Raw genomic sequence first — 23,812 nt, 5'->3', positions numbered from 1 at the left:
ACGCCCACTCGAGCCCGAACGACCATGACCCCGCCCCACACCCCGCCAGACACCACGACGGCGGGGCCACAGGCATGCACAGGCACCAAGATGCGTCCTCATCGCGGCAGATGAGTGCGTTCCTCTTACCCTGTCATCGTGGACGATCCTGAGGTCGATGAGTTCCTGCAGGGGTTCGCGCCGGGCGACGTACGGGACACGATTGCTTGGCTATGCGCCAACGGCTACACGCTCAGGTCGCATCGCGGCGACGGCACGTTCGGAGCCGAGGTCGTATACATCGGCGAGGCCAAGGTGCTCATCACCGTGGACCGCTCACAGTGGATGCTCGACATAGCGCCACGGCCCGACGCCGAGGCCTGGCAGTTCGACTTGCTCATTGCGGCGCAGGCAGGTCGGCCCTACGTAGAGGTCTTCCCGGTCCCTGGCACCAGATCCGACGTCGACCCGCTTCCCGAGCAGCTGCCCGACGGTGTGAGTTGGCGCGAGACGCTGCCCGGCATCCTGCAGTGGGTGGAGCGTGAGGGTGTTCGCGTTGCCGTTGACCGGGCCCGCGACGAACGCAGTCGGCTGATGTGGCCCCAAACCCGAGAGCGCTGATTCCGCGACCGCTCATCGGCAGATCCGGGCGCTCAGTCCGGTGGTTCATCGCGTCGTTGCGGGCGTCGAGGGTGGCTCGACATCGGGGTTTGAGCGGCCGCGAAGGCCAGGGCTCCGCGGGGCCTCAGGTGCGAACAGGCCGCTCGGCGACGGACCCGAACGGGTGTGCCTAGTCAGGCCCGGCCGAGTCCGCGCCGTCGGCGCGACTCATCGAGCATTACGGCCAAGAGGCGAACCACGAAACTCACGAGGACTAGTGGCGTGGCGATCGCGCAGCCGTAGAGAGCCGCGATCACCAATGTTCCCGAGCCCGCCAGTAGCCCCACAGCCATTAGTCCGAGCAAGACCAAGAACAGGCATAGCTCCCAACCGAGCGGACGAAGCTTCATACGGCGAGGCTATCTCGCCTGCAACGTTACGGAGGCAACCGCTCATCGGCAGATCTGCGAGGTGATCACGGCAGATCCGGTTGCCGTCAGGGCTGATACACGATGGTGTACCAACCGTCGAACGCCCGCCGCAGCCGCTCGATGAGCTCGATCGCTCGCAGGTGCATGTCCGGCGTATCTGACAGGTTCTGCCAGTCCTCGCCCCACTGAGCGACGTCGCCCACCAGGTCGGGCTCAATCCCTGCGCGCACCAGAGACTCGGGTCCCAGGAACATCAAGCCATACGGACCCCACAGCGGGATCAGAACGGTGTGCTCTCCCATGAACCGGATGATCGTCCCCTCGGGATACTTGTGCTCCACAGCCACATTGTGCAGCCCGGCGGTCTCAGTGTGCAGCGACGCGTCGGCCAGTCAAGGCAGCACGGACGAGCGTCCGCACATCGGCAGGTCCGCCAGCTCAACGCGGCAGATCCGCAGGTGTCAGAGGGTCCTTCTGAGACGGCGCGCGTGGTGCCGCAACGACTGCGGTCGCCCTGGCTGGGCCTCCAGAACACGCAGAGCGTCCTCCGTGCCGTCAGTGGGTGCGCCTTGGTCGAGCCACCGCAGGGCGAGGCCAGCCCAGTAGTCAGGTCCGTCCAAGGCGTAGAGGATCAGCTCGCGCGGTTCATAGGGCAGCAACGCGTCCGGCTCGTAAGCAGACTCCAGATCCGTCAGGTGCGGAAGCATCGGGTGCTCAGGGTCTGACACGGGTCGCAGTCTCGCACTCCGAGTCCCGGCTGATCACGGCGTACTGGGGGTGGCAGCCGAGGTCTCCCGTCGCTGCATGCCGGTCGACATCCCGGCGATTCTCGACCTCGGACGATCGCGACTCGTTCAGGCACACACCCCGTAGACCGGCTCATCCTCGGAGCCCGAGCCACCAGAGCCCCCGGAGCCCGAGCCGCCGGACCCCGAGCCGCTCGACCCCCGGCCGCCGCCCGGGCCCTCGGCGTCGACGGAGGTGTCACCGATCAGGCTGTCCGGCAGCACCTCGTCGTGGTTGAGCAGGTCCCAGATCCGATAGGCGTCGGGCGTCCAGAAGACCTTGCCGCTGAGCTCGGACCCGACCGGGAAGTACTCGGTCGGCAGCGTGACGAACTGGACCTCGTCGAGACCGATGTCCTGGAGCTGGAGCGCGATCCGCGCGATCTTCGTGACCGAGCCGAGGTCCTCGTCGGTGCGCAGGGACTTCGTCGCGGCCTCGAGGAAGCGGATCACCCGGTCCGGCCGGGCGAGGGTGCCCGCGGACTTGACCCGGCGGACGAGCGCGCCGATGAACTCCTGCTGGCGGCGGATGCGCGAGATGTCGTTCTGCTCCAGCCGCTCACCGACGTAGCGGGCCCGGAAGTAGTCGAGGGCCTGGTCCCCGCTGAGCACCGACGGATCGCCCTGCGGCACGAAGATCTGGTTGTCCTCGTCGACGATGTCGTAGGGCACGCACACCGGCACGCCGTTGACGGCCTCGACCATCTGGCCGAACCCGTTGAAGTCGACCACCACGTAGTGGTCGAGCAGGATGTCGGTCAGCTGCTCGAACTGGTCGGCCGTGCAGAGCTCGTCGCCGACGGTGAAGGCCTCGTTCCACATCACCCGGGTGGCCGCCGGCGACTCGCCGCCGTTGCACTCCGGGCGGTCGACGATCGAGTCGCGTGGGATGGAGACGGCGTACGCCCGGCTGCGGTCGGCCGAGAGGTGCACGAGGATCGTGGTGTCCGACCCGCCGGCGCCCGACTCGTTGTCGATGCGGTTGCCCGGCCCGTCGCGGCTGTCGTCGCCCATCATCAGGATGTTGAGCGGCTTGCCGCTGCCGGTGTACTGCCGCTCGGGTCTCCCCGGACCCAGCTCGTCGAGCGAGCCGGTCTTTATGTTGCCGTCGAGGTGGCGGACGAAGACGTAGGTCGCGACCCCGGTGACCAGCGCGAGCACGAGCGCGCTGACGAGCACGACCCTGAGGACGGTACGCCGGCGGGTCCGCCGGGTCGTCGGGGGCGGCGGGGCTGTCGGGGCCGTCGGCTCGTCCGGCATGGGCGCTCCCGGTGGTCATCAAGGCGTCGGTGGGTGGACTGTTCCGCACCCTATGACGCGCGCGGGGCGCGACTTGTTGCCTCAGCGCTCGAGACGCTCGAGCAGCCGCAGCACCGTGCCGGCTCCGCGTGACGTCGCCGGCACGCCGAGGCGCCACTCGACCACCGGCGTCCCGTTGCTGCGCCGATCCCGGTGGTTGAGCACGATCGCGTGCCGTGCGCCGGCGGCGAGCACCGTGACCTCCCCACGGTCGGGCTCCCACGGCAGTGGCTCCGGGAAAGGACCGGGGCCGTCCATCAGGGTCAGCTCGCAGCCGTCGGGGTACGACGCCAGGCCGAGGTCGCGCAACCAGTCGACCGCGCGCACGAGCACCACGTCGTCGTACTCGCAGAGGGGGCCGAGCCGCGTGACGACCGCGTCGGCGAGGTCCTGCGGCGACCTCCCGACCGGGTGCCGGAAGGCAACGGTGCCGTTGCCCTGGTGGCTCAGCACGTCGACCGCCCCCTCGTCGGCGAACGCCGCGAGCAGCTGGACGCGGCTCGGGCTCCGGCGCTGGCCGAGGTTCAGGTTGCGGAAGAACGCGACCTGCACGGGTCAGCGCTCGACGTAGGCCAGGGAGCGGAGACCGCGCTCGAGGTGCCAGGCGAGGTACGCCGACACCAGGGTGCTCGCCTCGCGGAGGTGCCGGGGGTCGGCGGCGTGCACGACCGGCCAGTCCCCGATGAGGAGGGCGCCGAGCACGCGGACCGTCTCCTGCGCGGGCGTCGCCGAACCCGGCAGCTTGTCGGCGGAGCACATGACACCGCCGGCGGACGGGTTGAAGAACCGGTGCGGGCCCTCGACGCCGCACTGCACGCAGTGGTCGAACGACGGCGCGTAGCCGGCGACGGAGAGGGAGCGGAGCAGGTAGGAGTCGAGGACCTGCTTGGCCGGGTGCTCACCGCTCGACATCGCCCGGAGCCCTCCGACGAGCAGCAGGAACTGCTGGACCGCCGGCTCCTTCTCCTCGGTGACGAGCCGCTCGGCGGTCTCGAGCATCACCGTGCCGGCCGTGTAGCGGTCGTAGTCGAGACCGAGCCGCGCGTGGAACGGGTCGATCGTCTCGGCCTGGGTGATCACGTCGAGGCTGCGCCCCTCGGCGAGCTGGAGGTCGACGTGGGTGAACGGCTCGAGCCGCGAGCCCCAGCGCGACGTCGTACGCCTCACTCCCTTGGCGACGGCGCGCACCCGCCCGTGCTGACGCGTCAGCAGGGTGATGATGCGGTCGGCCTCGCCCAGCTTGTGGGTGCGCAGCACGACCGCCTCGTCGCGGTAGAGGGGCACGTGGCCATTCTCCCCCACCGACCACACGGATCGGCGTACGACCTCAGCGTTTCCGCGTGCGGGCGCGGCGCGGGGCGGGCGCCGCCCAGCACTCGCGGGCGAAGTCCGCGGCGGCCCGGGTGAGCCGCTCGGGCCGGGTGCGCCACTCGAGGATGGAGGTGGCCTTCTCGAAGCGGACGTCGGGCAGCTCGGCGGCGAGCATGTCGGCGTCGACGAACGGGTGGATCGGGTCGATCGGGTGGCCGACGAGCAGCACCGGCGTGCGGATGGCGCGCCGCTGGCGCGACGAGGGCGCGAGCCGGCCGTAGATCACGCCGTGCAGGACCGAGGCGATCGAGTCGGCACGGTGGTCGACGGTGTCGAGCGCGACGCCCGCCCAGAACGGCACGAGGCCACGCGGCACCGAGCGCGACGCCTTCTGGAGCGTGTTGGCGGTGAAGGGCAGGTAGCGCGCGGCCAGCATGATCGGGACGAACGCCAGGAGGCCGGCGACGAGCGCGTTGTCGAGCACCGGCATCTCGACGACGAGGCCCTTGACCCGCTCGGGCGCGATGACGGCCACCTCCAGCGACACGTTGGCGCCGAGGGAGGTGCCGCCGATGACCGCCTGCTCGGCGCCGAGGTGGTCGAGCAGCGCCACGACCTGCTCGCCGAACGACGTCATCGAGTAGACGAGCGGGTCGGCGGGCTGGTCGGAGCGACCGTGGCCGAGCAGGTCCAGCGTGACGACGTGCAGCCCCTGCGCGGCCATCGCCCGGGCGAGCGGCTGGTGCATCCGACGGGGCATCAGCAGGCCGGGCAGCAGCACGACCCACTCCTCGCCCGAGCCGTACTCGGTGTACTCCAGCCGGTCGCGCCCGCCGTCGGACTCGACGAAGAACTGTCCGATGCGCTCGCTGACCAGCATGGGCCCGAATGTAGTCGGATCAGGCGCGGTTGACGGCGCTGACGACGGCCTTGAGCGAGGCGGTGACGATGTTCGCGTCGATGCCCACGCCCCAGTAGGTGGTCCCGCGGACGACCAGCTCGACGTAGGCGGCTGCGAGCGAGTCCCCGCTGGCGGCCAGCGTGTGCTCGGCGTAGTCGAGGAGCCGGATGTCGAAGTCGTGCGGCAGCTCGTTGATGGCCGCGATGAACGCCGACAGCGGACCGTTGCCCTCGCCGTGCAGCGCCTGCGCCACGCCGTCGACGTACACGTTGACGTCGAGGGCGTCCTTCTGGCCGGTGGCCGACGAGGTGTGGATCGAGTTGAGCCTCAGCGGCGCCTCGCGGTCGAGGTACTCGGCGCGGAAGACGGCCCAGATCTGCTCGGGCGTGATCTCGCCGCCCTCGGCGTCGGTGTGCTGCTGCACGACGCGGCTGAACTCGATCTGCGCGCGGCGCGGCAGGTCGAGCTTGTGCTCGGTCTTGAGCACGTAGGCCACGCCACCCTTGCCCGACTGGCTGTTGACCCGGATCACGGCCTCATAGGTGCGGCCGACGTCCTTGGGGTCGATGGGGAGGTACGGCGCCTCCCAGTCGATGTCGCGCACGTCGATGCCCTGGTCGGCGGCCCTCTTCTCGAGGTCCTCCAGTCCCTTCTTGATGGCGTCCTGGTGGGAGCCGGAGAAGGCGGTGTAGACGAGGTCGCCCGCGTAGGGGTGGCGCGGGTGGACGGGCAGGCCGGTGCAGTACTCGACCGTGCGGCGGACCTCGTCGATGTCGCTGAAGTCGACCTGCGGGTCGATGCCCTGGCTGAACAGGTTCATGCCCAGCGTCACGAGGTCGACGTTGCCGGTCCGCTCGCCGTGGCCGAACAGGCAGCCCTCGACGCGGTCCGCACCGGCCATCAGCGCCAGCTCGGTGGCGGCGACGGCGGTCCCGCGGTCGTTGTGCGGGTGGAGGCTGATCGCGGAGTGCTCGCGACGCGTCAGGCCCCGGGCGAAGTACTCGATCTGGTCGGCGTAGGTGTTGGGCGTCGACATCTCGACGGTCGCGGGCAGGTTGAGGATGATCTCGCGGCCGGCCTCGGGCTGCCACACGTCGGAGACGGCCTCGCACACGCTCAGCGCGAAGTCGGTGTCGGACTGGGTGAAGATCTCCGGGCTGTACTGGTAGCCGAAGTCCTCGGTGCCCACGATGGCGCCGAGGCGCTCCTCGGCGTACTTCATGACCATCTCGGTGCCGCGGACCGCGATGTTGCGGCACTCGTCGGGCGTCACGCCGAAGACGACCCGCTGGAACATCGGCGCGGTCGCGTTGTAGAGGTGGACGGTGGCACGCGGGGCGCCGACCAACGAGTCGACGGTGCGCTCGATCAGGTCCTCGCGGGCCTGCGTCAGCACCGAGATCTGCACGTCGTCGGGGATCCGGTCCTCCTCGATGAGCTTGCGCACGAAGTCGAAGTCGGTCTGGCTCGCGCTGGGGAAGCCGACCTCGATCTCCTTGTAGCCCATCTTCACCAGCAGCTCGAACATGGTGAGCTTGCGGGCGGGGGTCATCGGGTCGATCAGCGCCTGGTTGCCGTCACGCAGGTCGGTGGAGAGCCAGCGCGGCGCCTTCTCCACCTTCTTCGTCGGCCACGTGCGGTCGGGCACGTCGACGGGCACGAACGGCGTGTAGCGGCCGAACGGCATGGGGCTCGTCGCCTGCTGGTTGGCGGTGTTGCTCAGGTTGGTCATGGTGTCCTCGTCGGGTCGTACGGTGTCGGGCGACCGGCGCGCGCCACACTCCGCAACGAGGGGGCCGGGTTTCCTAGGCCTCGCTGCGGCAGCGAAGGAGGAGGCTGCTGCGCATCATGACGGGACCACAGTAACCCTCGGTCCCGCGCGGCGTCCCGGCGCCGCCGCGAAGTGAGACGGGCTCAGACCCGACCGCGCGCGGCGAAGGCGACGGCGGTGAGCTCGAAGGGCCCGTCGCCGAGGTCGTCGCGCAGCATCGACTCCATCCGTCGGCGCTGCTCGTCGTCGAGCGCGGCCACCGCGTCGCCCACCGGGCCGACACCGTGGAGGTAGGGATCCCACCACTCCTCGAAGGTGGGGTGGGTGACCGTGACCGACAGCTCGGTGCTCTCGACGTCCCGGAGCCCGGCGCGTGCCATCAGCTCGTCGGTCGCACCGCGGCGAGCCCCCGCGGAGGCGCCCTCGTCGGGTCGGTGGGGGTCGACGACCTCGAGCCCGCGCCACACCGGCTCCATCGGCGCCCGCCGACCGTGCAGGTCCCACACCGTCGCGGCGACCCAGCCACCCGGTCGGGTCACCCGGGCCATCTCGGTGAGGCCCGCGACCGCGTCCGTCATGAAGTGCACCACCAGGCCGGCTGCCGCGAGGTCGAAGGTGTCGTCGCCGAACGGCAGGTCCTCGGCCGGCGCCTGGCGCACGTCGACACCGGGATGGCGCTCCCGGCAGACCTGCACGAACGGTGCGGTCGGGTCCGCCGCCGCGACGCGCTCCGCCCCGAGCCGGTCGACCAGCACGCCCGTGAGGGCGCCCGGTCCGCAGCCGACGTCGACGGCCCGCGTGCCGGGATCCACGCCCAGCCAGTCGACGAAGGTCGCCGCCAGCGGCTGGGAGTAGCGACCCATGAACCTGTCGTAGGCATCGCCTGCCACCTCGAACGTCACGACCGGCCACGCTACGCGCCTCGTAGGCTCTCGTCATGCCCAGTTTGTTGGTGGTGCACCACTCCCCCACGCCGTCGGTCGCTGCCCTGACCGATGCCGTCGTGGCCGGCGCCTCCGACGACGCCGTCGAGGGCGTGGAGGTCGTGGTCCGCCCCGCGCTCGAGGCGAGCGCCGACGACGTGCTCGCCGCCGACGGCCTCGTGCTCGGCACCCCGGCGAACTTCGGCTACATGAGCGGCGCGCTCAAGCACTTCTTCGACACCATCTTCCTGACCGCGGGCGGTGCCCTCACCGACGACGGATCCGCAGCCGCCGCGCAGGGCGGTCGCAAGCCGTTCGGCCTCTACGTCCACGGCCGCTACGACACGACCGGCGCCGTGCGCTCGGTGCAGTCGATCGTCGGGGCGCTGCCCTGGCGCCAGGCGGCCCCGGTCCTCGAGGTGATGGGCGAGGTGGGCCCGTCGGACCGGGAGTCGGCGTACGACCTCGGGGGGACGCTGGCAGCACTGGTGATGGACGGGTGATGGGATGACCCCCGTGTCCAGGGTCGTCGCCGTCGTCGCCGCGCTGCTGCTCATGCTCACCGCGTGCACCGGCTCGCCGTCCGAGCCGGACGCACCGCCGTCGACGACGCCGACGCCCACCGAGACCGTGCCGCCCGACCCGGGTCCCACCCCGAAGGTCGGGGAGTGCCACGACCTGTCGTTCCGCCAGGCCATCGCGGTCATCGGCCGCAGCAAGCCGGTGCGGTGCGGGCGCGCCCACACCGCGCAGACCTACTTCGTCGGTCGGCTCGACCTGACCACCAAGGCCGGTCATGTGCGCCGGCCCGACTCCCGCGCCGCCCAGCGCCAGGCCCGTCGGGCCTGCACGTCGCGACTGCCCCGCCACCTCGCTCGTACGCCGCTCCAGCTGCGGCTGAGCATGGCGCAGGCCGTCTGGTTCACGCCGAGCGTGGCGAAGGCCGAGGCGGGCGCCGACTGGTTCCGCTGCGACGTGGTCGTCGTCGCGGCGCCGCGCCAGCTGATGCGGCTCCCGAAGCAGACGAAGGGCTGGGGCGAGGCCCCCGCCATCACCATGTGCGCGACCGCGGCTCCGGGGACGAAGGCGTTCCGGCGGGTGACCTGCGGCTCGCAGCACTCGTGGCGCGCGACCACGACCGTCGACATCCCGGGCAAGGACCTGCCGGAGGAGGCGGCGATCGCCGACCGGATGGAGTCGACGTGCCTCGACGTGGCCCGCGCGGACGCCGCCGACCCGTTGGACTTCACCTGGTCGCAGGAGAGCCCGACGCAGGAGCAGTGGGACGCCGGCCAGCGCTACGGCATCTGCTGGGTGCCCGCCTGACGTCCTGCCCGACGTCGCGCCTGCTCACCCGGGCTTCGGGGCCGGGATCGCGGGGCACTTCACGTCGGCACGGTCACCCGAGCGACGCTTCGGCAGCTTCCCGGTCGCGAGGTAGGCGGCGATCTTGTTGTCGACGCAGCCGATGCCGCTGAGGCTGGCGGCGTGGGTGGTGCCCCCGACGCCCTCGATCAGGGACGCACCACCGAACCGGCGGCGTACCTCCAGGGCTCCTGCGAACGGCGTCGCGCCGTCGAAGGTCTCGTTGACCAGCAGCGCCTCCTGGTCCGAGGTCGCGATCTCGACCGGCGTGCCGGGCGCGGCCGGCCAGGTCCGGCACGGTCCGTTGAACCAGGCGTTGGGCCACGCCATGAAGTGCCGGGTGCGGTCCTGGCGGGTGTAGTCGGCCAGCAGCTGGTCGAGGTCGGTCGGCCACGGGGCGTCGGTGCAGACGGTCGCGAGGTAGGCGGCGTAGTCGTTGTCGCCGCCACGGGTCGTGGGGTAGCTCGAGACGTAGGCCTTGCGCAGCTTGCGGGCGGTCCCCTTCGTCACGACCTCCGACAGCATGGATGCGACCTCGGGCCAGGCGTAGCGCCCGTAGCCGGCCGAGAGCGTGAGGTCGGAGACCTCGGGACCGCTGACGCCGTCGACCGGCTTCCTCGTCAGCTTCTCGAGCACGCGGTAGTAGGTCTTCTCGACCTGCGCCCCGGTGCGTCCGAGGCGGTAGGTCCCGTGGGCTTGTGCGGCCCACTTCCAGAACTGCCCCATCGCCTTCTCGAAGGCCTTGTTCTGCGACTGCTGCGCGTCGAACCAGACGCCCCGGGGGTCGAGCACGCCGTCGAGCACGAGCTTGTCGATCCGGTCGGGGTGGAGGGTCGCGTAGACCTGCGCGATGTAGGTGCCGTAGGAGAACCCGTAGAAGCTCGCCTGCTCCGCGCCGAGCGCCTCGCGCAGCACCTCGAAGTCGGCAACGGTGTCGGTCGTGCGCATGTGCGGCAGCAGCGCGGCCGCGGCCGACGTGCCGCAGTCGGCGGCGTACTCCTCGCTCCTGGTCAGCCAGGCCTGCAGGATCGCGTCGGTCGTCGGGTAGTACGACGGACGCGTGCCGATCCGGGTGATCCGCGGGTCGCACGACAGTGCGGGCCTGCTCTCCCCCACGCCGCGCGGGTCCAGGCCGATCCAGTCGTAGCTGCGACCGACCTTGCCGGGCACGAACTGGCCGTAGGCGGCCAGCGCCCGGCCGCTGCCGCCCGGGCCGCCGGGGTTGGTGAACATGACGCCGCGGTACGTCGATCCCTTGTGCGCGACCCGCGAGACGGCCAGCTGGATCGTGGGCCCGTCCGGCACCGCGTGGTCGAGCGGGACGGTGAGCATGCCGCACTTCCCGCCGGACTGGCGCAGGAACGCGTCCTGGCACCGGCCCCACTCGATCGGCGCCGCGCGGAAGGCGCTCGGCGCAGATGCGGCCGGCGCACCTGCCGCCGTCGACGGGGCGAGCGGGGCCGCGAGGAGCGCGGCACCGAGGGACAGCGTCGCAGCGGCGACGAGTGAGCGGGGGGACCGGATGCGCATGGCACATGCGACCACACGACGGGCCGGTCGTCACCCCCTCGAAGGGGCGAGCCTGCTCAGAAGCCCAGCTTGCGGAGCTGGCGCGGGTCGCGCTGCCAGTCCTTGGCGATCTTGACCTGGAGGTCGAGGTAGACCGGCGTGCCCAGGAGCGCCTCGATCTGCTTGCGGGCGGCGGTGCCGACCGACCGGAGCCGCGCGCCCTTGTGGCCGATCATGATGCCCTTCTGCGAGTCGCGCTCGACGTAGAGGTTGGCGATGATGTCGAGGAGCGGCTTGTCGTCGGGACGGCCCTCGCGCAGGCCCATCTCCTCGACCACGACCGCGATCGAGTGCGGCAGCTCGTCGCGCACGCCCTCGAGGGCGGCCTCGCGGATGAGGTCGGCGGCGAGCGCCTCCTCGGGCGCGTCGGTGAGGTCGCCGTCGGGGTAGAGCGGCGGGCCCTCGGGCATGAGGCCGACGAGGAGGTCGGCGAGGAGGTCGACCTGGTCGCCCGCCACCGCGGAGACGGGGACGATCTCGGCCCACTCGGTGGAGGTCTCCGCGCCCAGCGCCTGGATGTCGAGCAGGTGCTGGCCGAGCTGCTCGGGGGTGACGAGGTCGGTCTTGGTGGCGACCGCGATCCTCACGGTGCGGCGGACCTTGGCGAGCTCGGTGACCAGGAACCGGTCGCCCGGCCCGATCTTCTCGTTGGCCGGGAAGCAGACCGCCACCACGTCGACCTCGGCCCACGTCGTGCGGACGAGGTCGTTGAGGCGCTCGCCGAGCAGCGTGCGCGGCCGGTGCAGACCCGGGGTGTCGACGAGGATCAGCTGGGCGTCGGTGCGGTGCACGATGCCGCGCACCACGTTGCGGGTGGTCTGCGGCTTGGAGGAGGTGATGACGATCTTCTGGCCGACGAGCGCGTTGGTCAGGGTCGACTTCCCGGCGTTCGGACGACCCACGAACGACGCGAAGCCGCTCCGGAAGCCCTCGGGCGCCTGGTAGAACGCACCCGCCGGGGCGACGCCGGACACGTCGAAGTCGCCGTCGGGCCCGTCGTCCTCGTCCTCGTGATCGAGGTCGTGGTCGTGGTCGTCGTGGTCCTCGTGGTCGTCAGACATCGTTGGCCTCCCGTGCTGCGTCGTACTCCGCCCAGATCTGCTCGTCACTCTTGCCTGCCGCCTTGCCGGCGCGCCAGATGGGGCCGGGGTCGACGGCGCGCGGCTGCCGGGCGGCGGTGGCACGCCAGTAGCCCATCACGTCGTAGTGGGTGGTCGGCAGGCCGACCTCTCGCATCAGGTGCTTGCGGATGGCCCGCATCTGCGCCGACTCCCCCGCCATCCAGAAGTAGCCCTCGCCCGCGGGCCAGTCGATGCCCTCGACGACCTGCGCGAGCGCGCTCTGCCCCGGAGCGGGCGGCTCGAGCCAGGTGACCTCGGCCGTGTCGGGGAGGTAGCCGGCCCGGGCCAGCTCGTGCTGGTCGGGCACCTCCGCCATGACGTACGTCGTCAGCTGCGGGTGCTCCTCCACGATGCGGGCCATCGCCGGCATCGCGGTGAGGTCGCCGACGAGCAGCAGCCACGTCGCTCCTGCGGGCGGCAGGAACGAGGCCTTCGGCTCGGTGATCGTGACGGTGTCGCCGACGCAGTCGCGCATCGCCCACTCGGTGACCAGCCCGACGTCGTGCACGACCACGTCGAGGGTCAGCACGCCGTCGGCGAAGGACCGGACGGTGTAGTAGCGGCTCTGGAACTGGCCGGGCACGACCAGTCCGACCCACTCGTCGGCGATCCCGGTCGAGGTGAAGTCGTCGAGGCCGTCGAGGACGAGCCGGACGAGGTGGTCCGACAGCGGTTCGCGGCGCCGTACGGTCGCCTGGAACTGCGCTGCGCGGGTGCTCACGGGGCCACGCTATCGGCCGTGCCCGCCCGCGGGTGCGGGCGGGCGCGGCCGGCGATCAGGCCTTCCAGTCGGGACGCATCGGGAAGCCCGACACCCCGTGGTCGTCGTTGCGGGTCGCGAGGACCTGGTGCAGCTCGATCTCGTCGCGCTCGAAGCCGACGCGCGAGCCGGCGATGTAGAGGCCCCACACGCGTGCGGTGCCCTCGCCGACCTCCTTCACGCACTCGTCCCAGTTGTCGACCAGGTTCTTGTTCCAGTCGCGGAGCGTGGCGGCGTAGTGGAGGCGCAGGTTCTCGCTGTGCTGCACCTCGAGGCCCTGGTCCTGCGCGGCGGAGATGATCGTGCCGGAGCCGATCAGCTCGCCGTCGGGGAAGACGTAGCGGTCGATGAACGCACCGGTCTCTTGGTGCTTGTTGTGGGCGCGGGTGATGCAGTGGTTGAGCAGCCGGCCGCCGGGCTTGAGCCGGCCGCGCAGGTGCGAGAAGTACGACGCGTAGTTGCGCACGCCGATGTGCTCGAGGAGCCCGATCGAGCTGATCGCGTCGAAGTCGCCCTCCAGCACGTCGCGGTAGTCCATGTGCCGCACCTCGGCCAGGTCGCCGAGGCCTTCGCGGTCGATCGCGCCCTTGGCCCACTCGGCCTGCTCGAGCGACAGGGTCACGCCGAGCGCCTTCACGCCGTACTCGCGCGCGGCGTGGCGGACCATCGAGCCCCAGCCGCAGCCCACGTCGAGCAGCGTCTGGCCGGGCTTGAGGTCGAGCTTGCGGGCGACGAGGTCGAACTTGGCGAACTGCGCCTCCTCGAGGGTGGCGTCCGGCGTCTCGTAGAGCGCGCACGTGTAGGCCATCGACGGGCCGAGCACCATCTCGTAGAAGCGGTTGGACACGTCGTAGTGGTGCGAGATCACCTCGGCGTCGCGCGACATCGAGTGGCGCAGGCCCTCGACGGCGCGGCGCCAGCGCGGCAGGTGCTCCTGCGGCGGCGGGGCCGGCGGGCGCAGGTGCGACAGGCCGAGGCCGCGCGCGATCGCGATGCCCTCCGACGGCGTCGGCATCCGGAACTTCGTGTGGTCCTTGAGCAGGACCATCGCGTCGTAGGGGTCGGCCGGGTGCACACCCGTGAGGTCGAGGTCGCCGCTGACGTAGGCCCGGGCCATGCCGAGGTCGCCCGGAGCCGTCATCAGGTAGGCCAGTCCGCGCTCGGTCTTGAGGTGGAGGCCGATCTCCGCGTCGGGCGGACCGGCGCTGCTGCCGTCGTAGGCCGTGAAGCGGACAGGCAGCCCGCCCCTCACCAGCCGGTCCATCGCCTCGCCGATGGACATCCGCGCGGATGCTGTCGAGCCCAGGCTCATCGTCGTCCCACCACCTTGTCGTAGAGATCTGTCAGTCGGTCGTCCGGGTCGTGCTGCGCCTTCACGCGGGCCAGGTTGGCCCCGTCGTAGAGGCGGTCGAACTCCTCGCGCGAGTAGAACGCCTCGGAGTAGAGGCTCTTGTGCCCGCCGAGGTCGGTGACCTCGGCCTCGATCGCGCGGTTGCGCGGGGACGTCGGTGCGTCGGGGCCGACGTTGACGACGCCCCAGAAGCCGACGTTGACGTAGGTCTCGCCCGCGGTCAGCGGGTAGCCCGGCCACGGGCGCTCGCCGCCCTCGCGGCGCACCTGGAGCGGGCACAGCCACACCGGGCGCATGCCGACCTCGCGGTCGAACCACCCGAGGAACTCCGCCAGCCGGTCGACGGGCACCTCGACGTCCTGGACCACGCGCTCGCCCTGCGGGCGCCCGGCTCGTCGGTCGAGCCGGTCGCCGATGCTGAAGCGCCGGTCGAGGGCGACGAGCTTCCAGTAGACGTCGGAGCGCCGGAGCCGACGCGGCCACACCCGGCGCACGAGCGGGTGCTGGGCGCCGAACGCCCGCGAGCACCAGAACCAGTCGGTGTCCCACCGCCAGATGTAGTCGTGGACGGTGAGCCGGTCGGTCGCCCGGTGCTGGAGCGAGCGGTAGAACACCTGCTGGCCGGTGTAGTCGCTGGTGGGGCCGGGCTCGTCGGTCCAGCGGGCGAGCGTGAGGTAGAGCTCGTCGGGCGAGAAGGCGACGCCGTCGAGGCCGTCGACGCGCTCGCCGTCCCACTCCCCCTCGGCCACGATGCGGGTCACGGCCTGCGCGAGTGCGCCGGCGTCGTCGAAGCGGACGTGCCGGAGGGCGGCGTACGCCGGGACGGGCTCGAGCTCGATCCGCAGCCGGGTGGCGTAGCCGAGCGACCCGTAGGAGTTGGGGAAGGCGTCGAAGAGGTCGTCGCCGGGCTTGGTCGTGACGATCTCGCCGGACCCGGTCATCACGTCCATCTCGAGGACCGACTCGTGCGGCAGGCCGTTGCGGAAGCTCGTCGACTCGATGCCGAGACCGGTGACCGCGCCACCGAGGGTGATGGTCCTGAGCTGCGGCACGACAAGCGGGATGCGGCCGTGGGCGAGGGTGACCTCGACGAGGTCCTCGTAGGTGCACATGCCCTGCACCTCAGCGACGTCGCCGTCGACCTCGATGACGCCCGTCAGGCCGGAGACGTCGAGGCCGGCGCCGAGCTCGGCGCGACCCCGGAAGAGGTTGCTGGTCCTCTTGGCCAACCGGACCGGCGCGCCCTCGGGCAACGCCGCATAGGAACCCTCGAGCCTCGCCACCCCAGCGGCGTGCTCCTCCCAACCCACAGGTGTACGCACATCAGCACGCTAGCGAGGTCGGCCGTCAGGCGCGAGGGACTATCTCGTAGGTCACATTTGGTTGCCCTGCACAACCACCCGGGTGTCAGACGGCGCGGGTCGTCTGCCTCGTGTGGATGGCGCCGTCGGCGTCACCGATGAGGACCGGCACATCCGGGCCGGCGAAGTCGCTCGTCGCCTTGACGTCGACGAAGTCGCCGTCGGTCAGCACGACGGCCGCCTCGAGCCCGGTCGAGCCGGACGAGATGGCCATCGCCACGCAGACCTCCAGCCCCGACAGGCGCAGGTTGGGCAGGCGGATGCTGGCAGCGGCGTACGTCCGTCCGTCGAGGTCGCGGACGGCGGCTCCCTCACGGGCGCGGGCACGGGTGCGGGTCGCGCGGGCCAGGGTCACCAGCTTCGCGTCCTCGGCGTCGAGATCTGCTGACAGGTCGGTCATGGCGAGAGTGTAGACATCGCCACCCGTCCGCGGGAGGTACGCCGTTCGTCACCGGCCGGAGGCGGTGACCGAGGCGTCCACGTCGTCGTCGACCTCGTCGGACAGCACCGTCACGAGCACCGTCTCGATCTTGTTGCGCCGACCCGTGGCGCGCTCGGCCTCGAGGCGGAGACCGTGGCACTCCACGACGGATCCGGGGATCGGGACCTTGCCCAGGTGCTTGGCCATGAGGCCGCCGACGCTGTCGACGTCGTCGTCCTCGACGCGGAAGCCGACGAGCTCGTCGAGGTCGTCGACCGGGTAGCGCGAGGAGACCCGGATCGCGCCGCCCTCGACGTGCTCGACCTCGACCTCCTCGGCGTCGTACTCGTCGGTGATCTCGCCGACGATCTCCTCGAGGACGTCCTCGATGGTGATCAGCCCGGCCGTGCCGCCGTACTCGTCGACGACGACCGCGATGTGCTGGCGGCGCGCCTGGAGCTCGGTGAGGAGGGCGTCGACGGGCTTGGAGTCCGGCACGTAGTGGACCGGGCGCATCACCTCGTCGACGCGCTGGGTGAACTCGACGTCGGGTGCCTCGAAGTCACGACGCACGAGGTCCTTGAGGTAGGCCATGCCGACGATGTCGTCGAGGTTGTCGTCGACGACCGGGATGCGGGAGTAGCCGCTGCGCAGGAACAGCGAGAGCGTCTGGCGCAGGTTCTTGTGGCGCTCGATGTAGACCATGTCGGGGCGCGGGACCATCACCTCGCGGGTGATCGTGTCGCCGAGCTCGAAGACGGAGTGGATCATCCTGCGCTCGCCGGACTCGATGACGGCGGACGCCTCGGCGAGGTCGACGAGCTCGCGGAGCTCGGTCTCGGTCGAGAACGGTCCCTCGCTGAAGCCCTTGCCGGGCGTGATCGCGTTGCCGAGCAGGATCAGCAGAGCGGGGATCGGGCCGAGGATCGTGGTGACGAGCGACAGCGGGCCGGCCGAGATCAGCGCCACCTTCACGTCGTGCTGGCGCCCGAGCGTGCGGGGAGCGACCCCGATGACGACGAACGACACGACGAGCATCACGCCGATGGTCGTCAGCACGCTCGGCACGAGCGAGTCGTGGTAGGCGTCGCGGGCCCACGTGCTGACCAGGACGATCGCACTGATCTCGCACAGGAGGCGGAGCAGGAGCGCGGTGTTGAGGTAGCGCGCGGGGTCGTCGAGGATCATCACCAGGCGTGCGGCGCCGGCACGTCCCTCGGACCTGAGCTCCTCGGCGCGGGCGCGGGAGAAGCTGCTGAGCGCGGCGTCGGCGGCCGAGAACAGGCCCGCGAGCCAGACCAGCAGCGCGGCGGAGCCGAGCTGCCAGATGTCGGCGGACATCAGACGGTCTCAGGCGTCGCGCGCCACTTCTCCAGCAGCTCGCCCTGCAGCCCGAACATCACCGCGTGCTCCTCGGGCTCGGCGTGGTCGTAGCCGAGGAGGTGCAGGATGCCGTGGACGGTGAGCAGGTCGATCTCGGCCTCGCGACCGTGGCCGGCCTCCTCGCCCTGCCGCTCGGCGACGGTCGGCGCGAGGACGAGGTCGCCCAGGACGCCCTCCTCGGGCTCCTCGTTGACCTTGCCCGGACGCAGCTCGTCCATCGGGAAGGCGAGCACGTCGGTCGGGCCCTCCTTCTCCATCCACTGCTCGTTGAGCGAGGCGATGGTGTCCTCGTCGACCGCCTTCACGCACAGCTCGGCCAGGGGGTGGACGCGCATCTCGTCCATCACGAAGCGCGCCAGCCGGGAGAGGCGACGCACGTCGAGGTCCTGGCCCGACTCGTTGAGGACCTCGATGCTCATCGCGGGCTCCTCGACGGCCCGCGGCCGGTCGTGCCCGGCGTGGTCTTCGGCCGGCTGGCCTCCCGCTCGGCGTCGTGGACCTCGTAGGCCTCCACGATGCGACCCACGAGCCGGTGGCGTACGACGTCGGTGCCGGTGAGCCGGCAGAAGGTGATGTCGTCGACCCCGTCGAGGATCCCCTCGACCACCCGGAGCCCGGACTGCGTGCCCGAGGGCAGGTCGACCTGGCTGGTGTCGCCGGTCACGACGATGCGCGAGCCGAAGCCGAGGCGGGTGAGGAACATCTTCATCTGCTCCGGCGTCGTGTTCTGCGCCTCGTCGAGGATGATGAAGGAGTCGTTGAGCGAGCGACCGCGCAGGAACGCCAGCGGCGCGACCTCGATGGTCCCGGCGGCGAGCAGCTTCGGGATCGTGTCGGGGTCGACCATGTCGTGCAGCGCGTCGTAGAGCGGGCGCAGGTAGGGGTCGATCTTCTCGCTGAGCGTGCCGGGCAGGAAGCCGAGCCGCTCCCCCGCCTCGACGGCCGGGCGGCTCAGGATGATCCGGTTGACCTCCTTGGCCTGCAGGGCCTGCACGGCCTTGGCCATCGCCAGGTAGGTCTTGCCGGTGCCGGCGGGGCCGATGCCGAACGTGATCGTGGAGGTGTCGATCGACTCGACGTAGCGCTTCTGGTTGAGCGTCTTCGGACGGATCGTGCGGCCGCGGTTGGACAGGATGTTGAGGCTCAGCACGTCGGCCGGGCGCTCCTGGGTCTCGGTCTGCAGCATCTGCACGATGCGCTCGACCGTCTCGTCGGTGACGCCCTGTCCGGTGCGCACGATCGTCACGATCTCGTCGAGGAGCCGCTCGGCCATCGCGACCTCGGCGGAGTCGCCGGCCAGCGTGATGCGGTTGCCGCGGACGTGCACGTCGGCCTTGAAGGCCCGCTCGATGATCCGGAGGTGCGCATCGCCCGGACCCAGGACCGAGACCATGTCGATGCTGTTGGGGACGACGACCGTGTGGGTCGGCTTCTCCTGCGGGGTGTTCGTCTCAGTCATGGATGCCCGTGACGGGCGGCCTTCCGGGTCGGTGGCAGAGCCCCTCCATGCTACCGAGCGCGCGGCGTACGTCCCACCCCGTTTGCCGGTGACGCCTACGGGCGGGTGACCTGGAGCATCCCGAGGCACATCTCGTCGGTGGTGCCCTCGCCCCACACGACGTAGCGGTCGGGCTGGCCCTCGAAGGACGGCAGCCTGTCGCGCAGCCACTGGACGTGGGTGCAGGTGACCTTGACCTGCTCGAAGGCGTCGAGGTGGACCGGGTCGATCGACCGGCTGCCCTGGTCGTCGAAGTCCCAGAGCGGGATGTCGAGGACGGTCCGCGCCTGCGGGGTCCCGGGATCGACCTCGATCCTGATCGACCGCCCGAGCAGGTGCATGTGGCCGGCGACGCCGTGGATGGTCATCGGCTCGGCGAGGGTGCGGGTGCACGACTGGGTGTTGCCGGGCTTCGGCTCGCCGCCGCACAGGAAGTAGAGGACGTCGGCGGTGTTGCCCTCGGCGCCGAACCGCTCCTTGACGTCGGCGAGGGCGGCGGCGCGGTCGCACAGCGGGCCGTCGGCGTGCTTCGCGCGGCACGGCAGCTCGACCGGCGCGGGCAGCAGCATCGTCGTGAGTGCCTGGTAGTCGCGCCTGCCGGGCGCCAGCCGCAGCTGGGCGGCCGAGGTGTCGGGCGACTGGCCGGCGAGCAGGTTGTAGTGGACCTGCATCACGATCCGGCTGCCCGCGCGGAGCCGCACGCCGAAGCCGGGCTTGACCACGGACTCCCTGCCTCCGGGTGCCCAGGCGCCGAGCCAGGCGGCGTCGTCGACGTCCTGGAACTGCTCGAGGCCGGTGCCGCCGAAGCAGGTCCAGCCCTCGTCGTCCTCGGCGGCGTCCTTGGCCTCGGCGGCCGCGACCTGCTCGGGCGGGACCTGGAAGAGGATCACGTGGTGCACGACGTCGGGGTTGCCGGGCAGGACCTGCGTGCCGGTGAGCCACGAGTCCTTCTCCAGCCCGGGGTCGAGCAGGAAGCAGCGGTAGTCGTCGGTGCCCGTGCCGTAGGGCGCGGACGGCGTGTAGGCGCCCGGCATCGCGATCGTCGTCCGTGTCTCGCCCTCGCGCAGCGGCCTCGACCGCGCGGGCTCGGCGTAGTGGCCGTGGCCGTCCGCCGGCTCCTCGGCGACCTCCGCCGCCCCGGCCGCCCGGTCCGCCGTCGCTGCCCTGGCCGGCTGGGTGGCGCTGCGATCCGCGCCCGGGCCGCTGCCGCCTCCGCAGGCCGCGAGCGCGAGGAGGCCCGCGGTCAGCAGCGCGGCCAGCGCCGGGCGACGGTCCATCAGACGAGGCGCTCGGTCATGCCCGACGTGCCGGCGAGCACGTGGAGGTGGGTGTGGAACACGGTCTGCCCGGCACCCGCGCCCGTGTTGGCGATCAACCGGTAGTCGGGGTTGCCCGAGGCCCTGGCGACCTCGTCGGCCAGGCTCACCAGGTGGCCGACGGTCGCGGGGTCCGCCGCCGCGGAGGCTGCCGCGTTCTCGTGGTGGTCGACCGGGATCACGAGGGCGTGGAACGGCGCCTGGGGGTTCAGGTCCTTGATGGCGATCGCGCGGTCGTTGCGCCCGAGCTCGTCGGCCGGGATCTCCCCGGCGACGATGGTGCAGAAGATGCAGGAGTCCGACGTGTCACTCATCACGCCAGCCTAGGGCTCACCGCGGCGGCGTGTAACCGGAAGCACCGCCCGCGCGTCCGACTAGCGTGACCGCCATGAACCTCCCTTCCCCGGTACGACGCTGGGCGGGCGCCACCGCCGTGGTCCTCGCCGGCACCCTCGCGCTGGCTGCGTGCACAGGCGACGGGCAGCGGCCGGTCTCCGACGAGACCACCGAGCAGCCGAGCAGCACCGCGGAGCCGACGCCGACGGGTGGTACGTCGCCGACCGACGAGCCGACCGAGACCCCGACGCAGGCGGAGGGCACGGCCGTACCCGTCTACTACGCCGGCGACGGACCCGACGGGAAGCCGCGCCTCTTCCGGGAGTTCCACCGGGTCGAGGGCGACCCGCTGCTCGAGGCAGCACGACTGGTCGCGGGCAACGGCACGCCGGACGACCCGGACTACCGCACCCTGTGGCCGCAGCTCGAGGTGGCGTCGGTGCAGGCGACCGACGGCGTGCTGCTGGTCGACATCCCGACCGACGCGTTCACCGAGCGACCCGACGGCATGTCGAGGCGGGTCGCGAAGCTCGCGCTCCAGCAGCTCGTCTACACGCTCCAGGGCGTCCACCAGGAGCGGATCCCGGTCGTGATCGAGCGCAGCGAGACCGAGCCGTCGCTCTTCGGGATCTCGACCGAGACCGAGCTCACCGAAGCGAGCGCGCTGAGGACGCTCAACCTGGTCAGCATCACCTCGCCCGCCGAGGGCGCGACCGTCAGCGGGAGCTCGCTCCGGGTCACGGGCGTGGCCAACTCCTTCGAGGCGTCCGGACCGTGCTGGATCCTCCGCGGCCAGGAGGAGCTCGTCGGTGGCGGCTACCAGGCGGAGGCCTGGATGGGCGACCGGCTGTTCCCGTTCGAGGGCGAGCTCTCGCTGGCGGGCATCACCGGCGAGGTGACCCTGCGGTGCGAGACCGACGACCCCACGGGCGGCACCGAGGGTCCCGGCCCGGCGGTCGACACGAAGACGATCACCGTGAGCTGATCCGTCACCAGCCGTCAACCGGGTCGCACCCTCGCGCGTCATCGTGTGTGACCGTCCAGACCAGACCCCGCCGAGGGAGGCCGCCGGTGCCCGAGCACCTCAGCCTCGTCGGCGCCGACGCGGACGAGGCCGTCGAGCAGCTGTACGCCGCCCACTGGCGCCAGCTCGTCCGGCTCTCCGCCCTGCTCGTGCACGACCAGGCCGCGGCCGAGGACCTCGTGCAGGACGCGTTCGTCGCGATGCACGGCAGGTGGTCGCGGCTGCGCGACCCCGACAAGGCACTCGCCTACCTCAGGCAGGCCGTCGTCAACCGGTCCCGCTCGGCGCTCCGGCACCGGGGGGTCGTGGAGCGGCACACGCGATCGACCCGCGCCGCGGACCTCGTCGTCGAGGGCCCGTCTGCCAGCGGCGCCCGCAGCGACGCCGTCCGCGACGCCCTGCGGCAGCTGTCCGAGCGGCAGCGCGAGGTGCTCGTGCTCCGCTACTACCTGGACTGGTCCGAGGCACAGATCGCCGACGCGCTCGGCGTCTCGCGCGGCGCCGTCAAGGCACACGCTTCCCGAGGCAGCGCCGCCCTGCGCGACCTCCTCGGTGACTGGTGGGAGGACCCGTCATGAACGACCAGACCGTCCGGGACCTGCTCCACGAGGCCGCCGACGACATCGAGCCGCGTGACCGGCTCGACGCGATCCGCGCCGCCACCGCGTCCACGTCGGGTGGCCGTCGTACGCACCGGGGCTGGTGGGCCGCCGGCGGCGCCGGCCTGCTCGCCGCTTCCATCGCGACCGCCTTCGCGCTGACGACGGGCGGTGCGCCGCAGTCGACGGGACCTGACCTCGCCGCCCCTCCCACCTCGGGGTCCACCGTTCCCGACGGGGGCACGAGCAGCCCGGTCGCCGTCTACTTCGTGGGCGACACCGCCGCGGGGCCGCGGCTCTACCGCGAGTTCCGAGCCGCCGACCCCGACAGCCGGGTCACCTCCGCCATGGTGGCGGCGCTCCGCGGCGACGCGCTCGATCCGGACTACCGGTCGCTGTGGCCGTCGACCACCGTCTTCCGCGCCTGGTCGACCGGGCCCGACGGCATCACGGTCACCCTCGAGGGTGCACCGGTCGAGCGACCTGCGGGCATGAGCGAGCAGGACGCACAGCTCGCGATGGAGCAGCTGGTGAGGACTGCGCAAGCGCTCGAGGGACAGGGCAGGGTGCCGGTCGACGTCCAGGTCGCGGGCGCGGTGACCGACACGATCCTCGGGGTCACGACGACCACTCCGCTGACCGGCTCCCCCGACGCCGACGTGCTCGCGCCGGTCTCGATCTCCGACCCCGTCGAGGAACAGGTGGTCGGCGACGGGCAGCTGACCGTGCGCGGACGAGCCCTCAGCGAGAGTCGCGTAGTCACGACCCGCATCCAGCGCTGGGAGGGCACCTTCGTCGTCGCGCAGGAGGTGGACCGGCTGCGAGCGGGCAACGACGGCATGCTCGAGTTCACCGCCACCTTCGACCTCACCGACGTGCCCGCGGGCCAGTACGCCGTCGTCTCCACGGTCGAGCACAGCGACGGGACGGTCGACTCCGACACCCGCCGGATCACGGTGATCGACTAGGACCAGCGCGGCGTGCGCGCGAGGAGCGCGGCGACCGCGACGACGCCGGCCGTGGACGTCCGGAGCACCTCGTCGCCGAGGCGCACCGTGACCGCACCGGCGGCCTCGAGCGCCTTGAGCTCTTCGGGGGCGATGCCGCCCTCGGGACCGACGACCACGACGATCCGCCCGGACGCGGGTACGTCGACCGCGCTGAGAGGGGCGGTCGCGTCCTCGTGGAGCACGACCGCGAGGTCGGCCTCGCGCACGACCTCGGCCAGGGAGACGGTGGTCGCGAGCGGGGTCACCGTGGGCAGCCACGAGCGTCGCGACTGCTTGGCGGCCTCGCGGGCGGTGGCCTGCCACCTGGCGTGGGACTTCGCGGCGCGCTCGCCCTTCCAGACGGCGACCGAGCGTGACGCGGCCCACGGCACGACCAGGTCGACGCCGACCTCGGTGAGCACCTCGACCGCGAGCTCGCCGCGGTCCCCCTTCGGCAGCGCCTGGACGATCGTGAACGCCGGGTCCGGCCGCTCGGTCGACTCCACCGAGGCGACCTGCACGGAGAAGACGCGCTTGCCGGTGGCGGCCACCTCGCCGGTGACCGAGGTCCCGAGGCCGTCGGTCAGCACGACCTGCTCGCCCTCGCGGAGTCGTCGTACGGCCACCGCGTGGTGCGCCTCGTCGCCGGTCACCTCGACGACCTGGCCGACGGAGACGCCGGCCAGCGACTCGACGAGGTGGACGGGCAGGGACACCGC

The 23,812-nt window shown here is 71.6% G+C and carries 25 protein-coding genes; 6 read left to right on the top strand and 19 right to left on the bottom strand.

Going from position 1 to position 23,812, the window contains the following annotated elements:
* The first annotated feature begins 138 nt into the window (after window positions 1-138).
* Window positions 139-600 carry a hypothetical protein gene (locus tag EUA93_RS19745; RefSeq protein WP_129402051.1) on the top strand — a complete coding sequence of 154 codons (462 nt, stop codon included), beginning with the start codon at window positions 139-141 and terminating at the stop codon, window positions 598-600.
* Between the two features lie 475 nt (window positions 601-1,075).
* On the opposite strand, the gene EUA93_RS19740 is transcribed toward EUA93_RS19745, so the two are convergent.
* The 7 genes from EUA93_RS19740 to EUA93_RS19710 all read right to left on the bottom strand — a co-directional run bounded on the left by EUA93_RS19740 (window position 1,076) and on the right by EUA93_RS19710 (window position 7,979).
* Window positions 1,076-1,351 carry a hypothetical protein gene (locus EUA93_RS19740; protein WP_129402050.1) on the bottom strand — a complete coding sequence of 92 codons (276 nt, stop codon included), beginning with the start codon at window positions 1,349-1,351 and terminating at the stop codon, window positions 1,076-1,078.
* Window positions 1,352-1,864: 513 nt separating this feature from the next.
* A complete protein-coding gene (locus EUA93_RS19735) occupies window positions 1,865-2,974 on the bottom strand; it encodes an LCP family protein (protein WP_165355241.1) in 1,110 nt (369 codons plus the stop codon).
* Between the two features lie 162 nt (window positions 2,975-3,136).
* Window positions 3,137-3,646, bottom strand: a complete 510-nt coding sequence (locus EUA93_RS19730) for a DUF1697 domain-containing protein (RefSeq protein ID WP_129402048.1) — start codon at window positions 3,644-3,646, stop codon at window positions 3,137-3,139.
* A gap of 3 nt (window positions 3,647-3,649) precedes the next feature.
* On the bottom strand, window positions 3,650-4,378 hold the full coding sequence (gene recO, locus EUA93_RS19725; RefSeq protein ID WP_129402047.1) for a DNA repair protein RecO: 729 nt from the start codon (window positions 4,376-4,378) through the stop codon (window positions 3,650-3,652).
* Window positions 4,379-4,421: 43 nt separating this feature from the next.
* Complete coding sequence (locus EUA93_RS19720; protein ID WP_129402046.1) at window positions 4,422-5,285, bottom strand: alpha/beta fold hydrolase; 864 nt, start codon at window positions 5,283-5,285, stop codon at window positions 4,422-4,424.
* A 19-nt stretch (window positions 5,286-5,304) separates the two neighbouring features.
* Window positions 5,305-7,038, bottom strand: a complete 1,734-nt coding sequence (gene leuA / locus EUA93_RS19715; protein ID WP_129402045.1) for a 2-isopropylmalate synthase — start codon at window positions 7,036-7,038, stop codon at window positions 5,305-5,307.
* 182 nt (window positions 7,039-7,220) lie between these two features.
* Window positions 7,221-7,979, bottom strand: coding sequence for a class I SAM-dependent methyltransferase (locus EUA93_RS19710; protein WP_129402044.1), 759 nt, complete (start codon window positions 7,977-7,979; stop codon window positions 7,221-7,223).
* 35 nt (window positions 7,980-8,014) lie between these two features.
* Here EUA93_RS19710 and EUA93_RS19705 point away from each other — a divergent pair, with 35 nt between their 5' ends.
* Together EUA93_RS19705 and EUA93_RS19700 are read left to right on the top strand one after the other, a co-directional pair.
* Window positions 8,015-8,503, top strand: coding sequence for a flavodoxin family protein (locus EUA93_RS19705; RefSeq protein ID WP_129402043.1), 489 nt, complete (start codon window positions 8,015-8,017; stop codon window positions 8,501-8,503).
* Window positions 8,504-8,516: 13 nt separating this feature from the next.
* Window positions 8,517-9,326: a septum formation family protein gene (locus EUA93_RS19700; RefSeq protein WP_165355240.1), complete on the top strand. Its 810-nt coding sequence runs from the start codon at window positions 8,517-8,519 to the stop codon at window positions 9,324-9,326.
* Between the two features lie 24 nt (window positions 9,327-9,350).
* Here EUA93_RS19700 and EUA93_RS19695 read toward each other — a convergent pair whose 3' ends face one another.
* The 11 genes from EUA93_RS19695 to EUA93_RS19645 form a co-directional block, all read right to left on the bottom strand.
* On the bottom strand, window positions 9,351-10,895 hold the full coding sequence (locus EUA93_RS19695; RefSeq protein ID WP_129402041.1) for an alpha/beta hydrolase: 1,545 nt from the start codon (window positions 10,893-10,895) through the stop codon (window positions 9,351-9,353).
* Window positions 10,896-10,951: 56 nt separating this feature from the next.
* A complete protein-coding gene (era, locus tag EUA93_RS19690) occupies window positions 10,952-11,995 on the bottom strand; it encodes a GTPase Era (RefSeq protein ID WP_129402040.1) in 1,044 nt (347 codons plus the stop codon).
* Window positions 11,988-12,776 carry a siderophore-interacting protein gene (locus EUA93_RS19685; RefSeq protein WP_129402039.1) on the bottom strand — a complete coding sequence of 263 codons (789 nt, stop codon included), beginning with the start codon at window positions 12,774-12,776 and terminating at the stop codon, window positions 11,988-11,990. The genes era and EUA93_RS19685 overlap by 8 nt, the downstream gene beginning before the upstream one ends.
* 55 nt (window positions 12,777-12,831) lie before the next feature.
* A complete protein-coding gene (locus EUA93_RS19680; protein WP_242497528.1) occupies window positions 12,832-14,097 on the bottom strand; it encodes an SAM-dependent methyltransferase in 1,266 nt (421 codons plus the stop codon).
* 26 nt (window positions 14,098-14,123) lie between these two features.
* Window positions 14,124-15,419 carry an FAD-binding oxidoreductase gene (locus EUA93_RS19675; RefSeq protein WP_242497527.1) on the bottom strand — a complete coding sequence of 432 codons (1,296 nt, stop codon included), beginning with the start codon at window positions 15,417-15,419 and terminating at the stop codon, window positions 14,124-14,126.
* Between the two features lie 154 nt (window positions 15,420-15,573).
* Window positions 15,574-15,927, bottom strand: coding sequence for a cytidine deaminase (locus EUA93_RS19670; RefSeq protein WP_207208867.1), 354 nt, complete (start codon window positions 15,925-15,927; stop codon window positions 15,574-15,576).
* A 48-nt stretch (window positions 15,928-15,975) separates the two neighbouring features.
* Complete coding sequence (locus EUA93_RS19665) at window positions 15,976-17,289, bottom strand: hemolysin family protein (protein ID WP_129402036.1); 1,314 nt, start codon at window positions 17,287-17,289, stop codon at window positions 15,976-15,978.
* Entirely contained in the window at window positions 17,289-17,750 is a 462-nt protein-coding gene (gene ybeY / locus EUA93_RS19660) for an rRNA maturation RNase YbeY (RefSeq protein WP_129402035.1), read from the bottom strand. The genes EUA93_RS19665 and ybeY overlap by 1 nt, the downstream gene beginning before the upstream one ends.
* Window positions 17,747-18,790: a PhoH family protein gene (locus EUA93_RS19655; RefSeq protein ID WP_129402034.1), complete on the bottom strand. Its 1,044-nt coding sequence runs from the start codon at window positions 18,788-18,790 to the stop codon at window positions 17,747-17,749. Before EUA93_RS19655 ends, ybeY begins: the two co-directional genes overlap by 4 nt.
* Before the next feature lie 95 nt (window positions 18,791-18,885).
* Complete coding sequence (locus EUA93_RS21695; RefSeq protein ID WP_165355239.1) at window positions 18,886-20,106, bottom strand: hypothetical protein; 1,221 nt, start codon at window positions 20,104-20,106, stop codon at window positions 18,886-18,888.
* Window positions 20,106-20,459: an HIT domain-containing protein gene (locus EUA93_RS19645; protein WP_129402033.1), complete on the bottom strand. Its 354-nt coding sequence runs from the start codon at window positions 20,457-20,459 to the stop codon at window positions 20,106-20,108. Before EUA93_RS19645 ends, EUA93_RS21695 begins: the two co-directional genes overlap by 1 nt.
* A gap of 74 nt (window positions 20,460-20,533) precedes the next feature.
* On the opposite strand from EUA93_RS19645, the gene EUA93_RS19640 reads away from it, so the two are divergent.
* From EUA93_RS19640 to EUA93_RS19630, 3 genes are all read left to right on the top strand, one after another.
* The gene (locus EUA93_RS19640; protein ID WP_129402032.1) at window positions 20,534-21,466 is read left to right on the top strand and encodes a Gmad2 immunoglobulin-like domain-containing protein; all 933 of its coding nucleotides are present in this window, start codon (window positions 20,534-20,536) and stop codon (window positions 21,464-21,466) included.
* Window positions 21,467-21,552: 86 nt separating this feature from the next.
* Window positions 21,553-22,083 carry a SigE family RNA polymerase sigma factor gene (locus EUA93_RS19635; protein WP_129402031.1) on the top strand — a complete coding sequence of 177 codons (531 nt, stop codon included), beginning with the start codon at window positions 21,553-21,555 and terminating at the stop codon, window positions 22,081-22,083.
* The gene (locus EUA93_RS19630) at window positions 22,080-23,072 is read left to right on the top strand and encodes a GerMN domain-containing protein (RefSeq protein ID WP_129402030.1); all 993 of its coding nucleotides are present in this window, start codon (window positions 22,080-22,082) and stop codon (window positions 23,070-23,072) included. The genes EUA93_RS19635 and EUA93_RS19630 overlap by 4 nt, the downstream gene beginning before the upstream one ends.
* On the opposite strand, the gene EUA93_RS19625 is transcribed toward EUA93_RS19630, so the two are convergent.
* Window positions 23,069-23,809: a 16S rRNA (uracil(1498)-N(3))-methyltransferase gene (locus tag EUA93_RS19625; RefSeq protein ID WP_129402029.1), complete on the bottom strand. Its 741-nt coding sequence runs from the start codon at window positions 23,807-23,809 to the stop codon at window positions 23,069-23,071. The two genes, EUA93_RS19630 and EUA93_RS19625, sit on opposite strands and share 4 nt — an antisense overlap.
* Window positions 23,810-23,812: the final 3 nt, after the last annotated feature.

Source organism: Nocardioides oleivorans (assembly GCF_004137255.1).
Taxonomy (GTDB): Bacteria; Actinomycetota; Actinomycetes; order Propionibacteriales; family Nocardioidaceae; genus Nocardioides; species Nocardioides oleivorans.
Note: the sequence above shows the minus strand (reverse complement) of the source record. Positions and strands in the feature narration are given on the sequence as shown.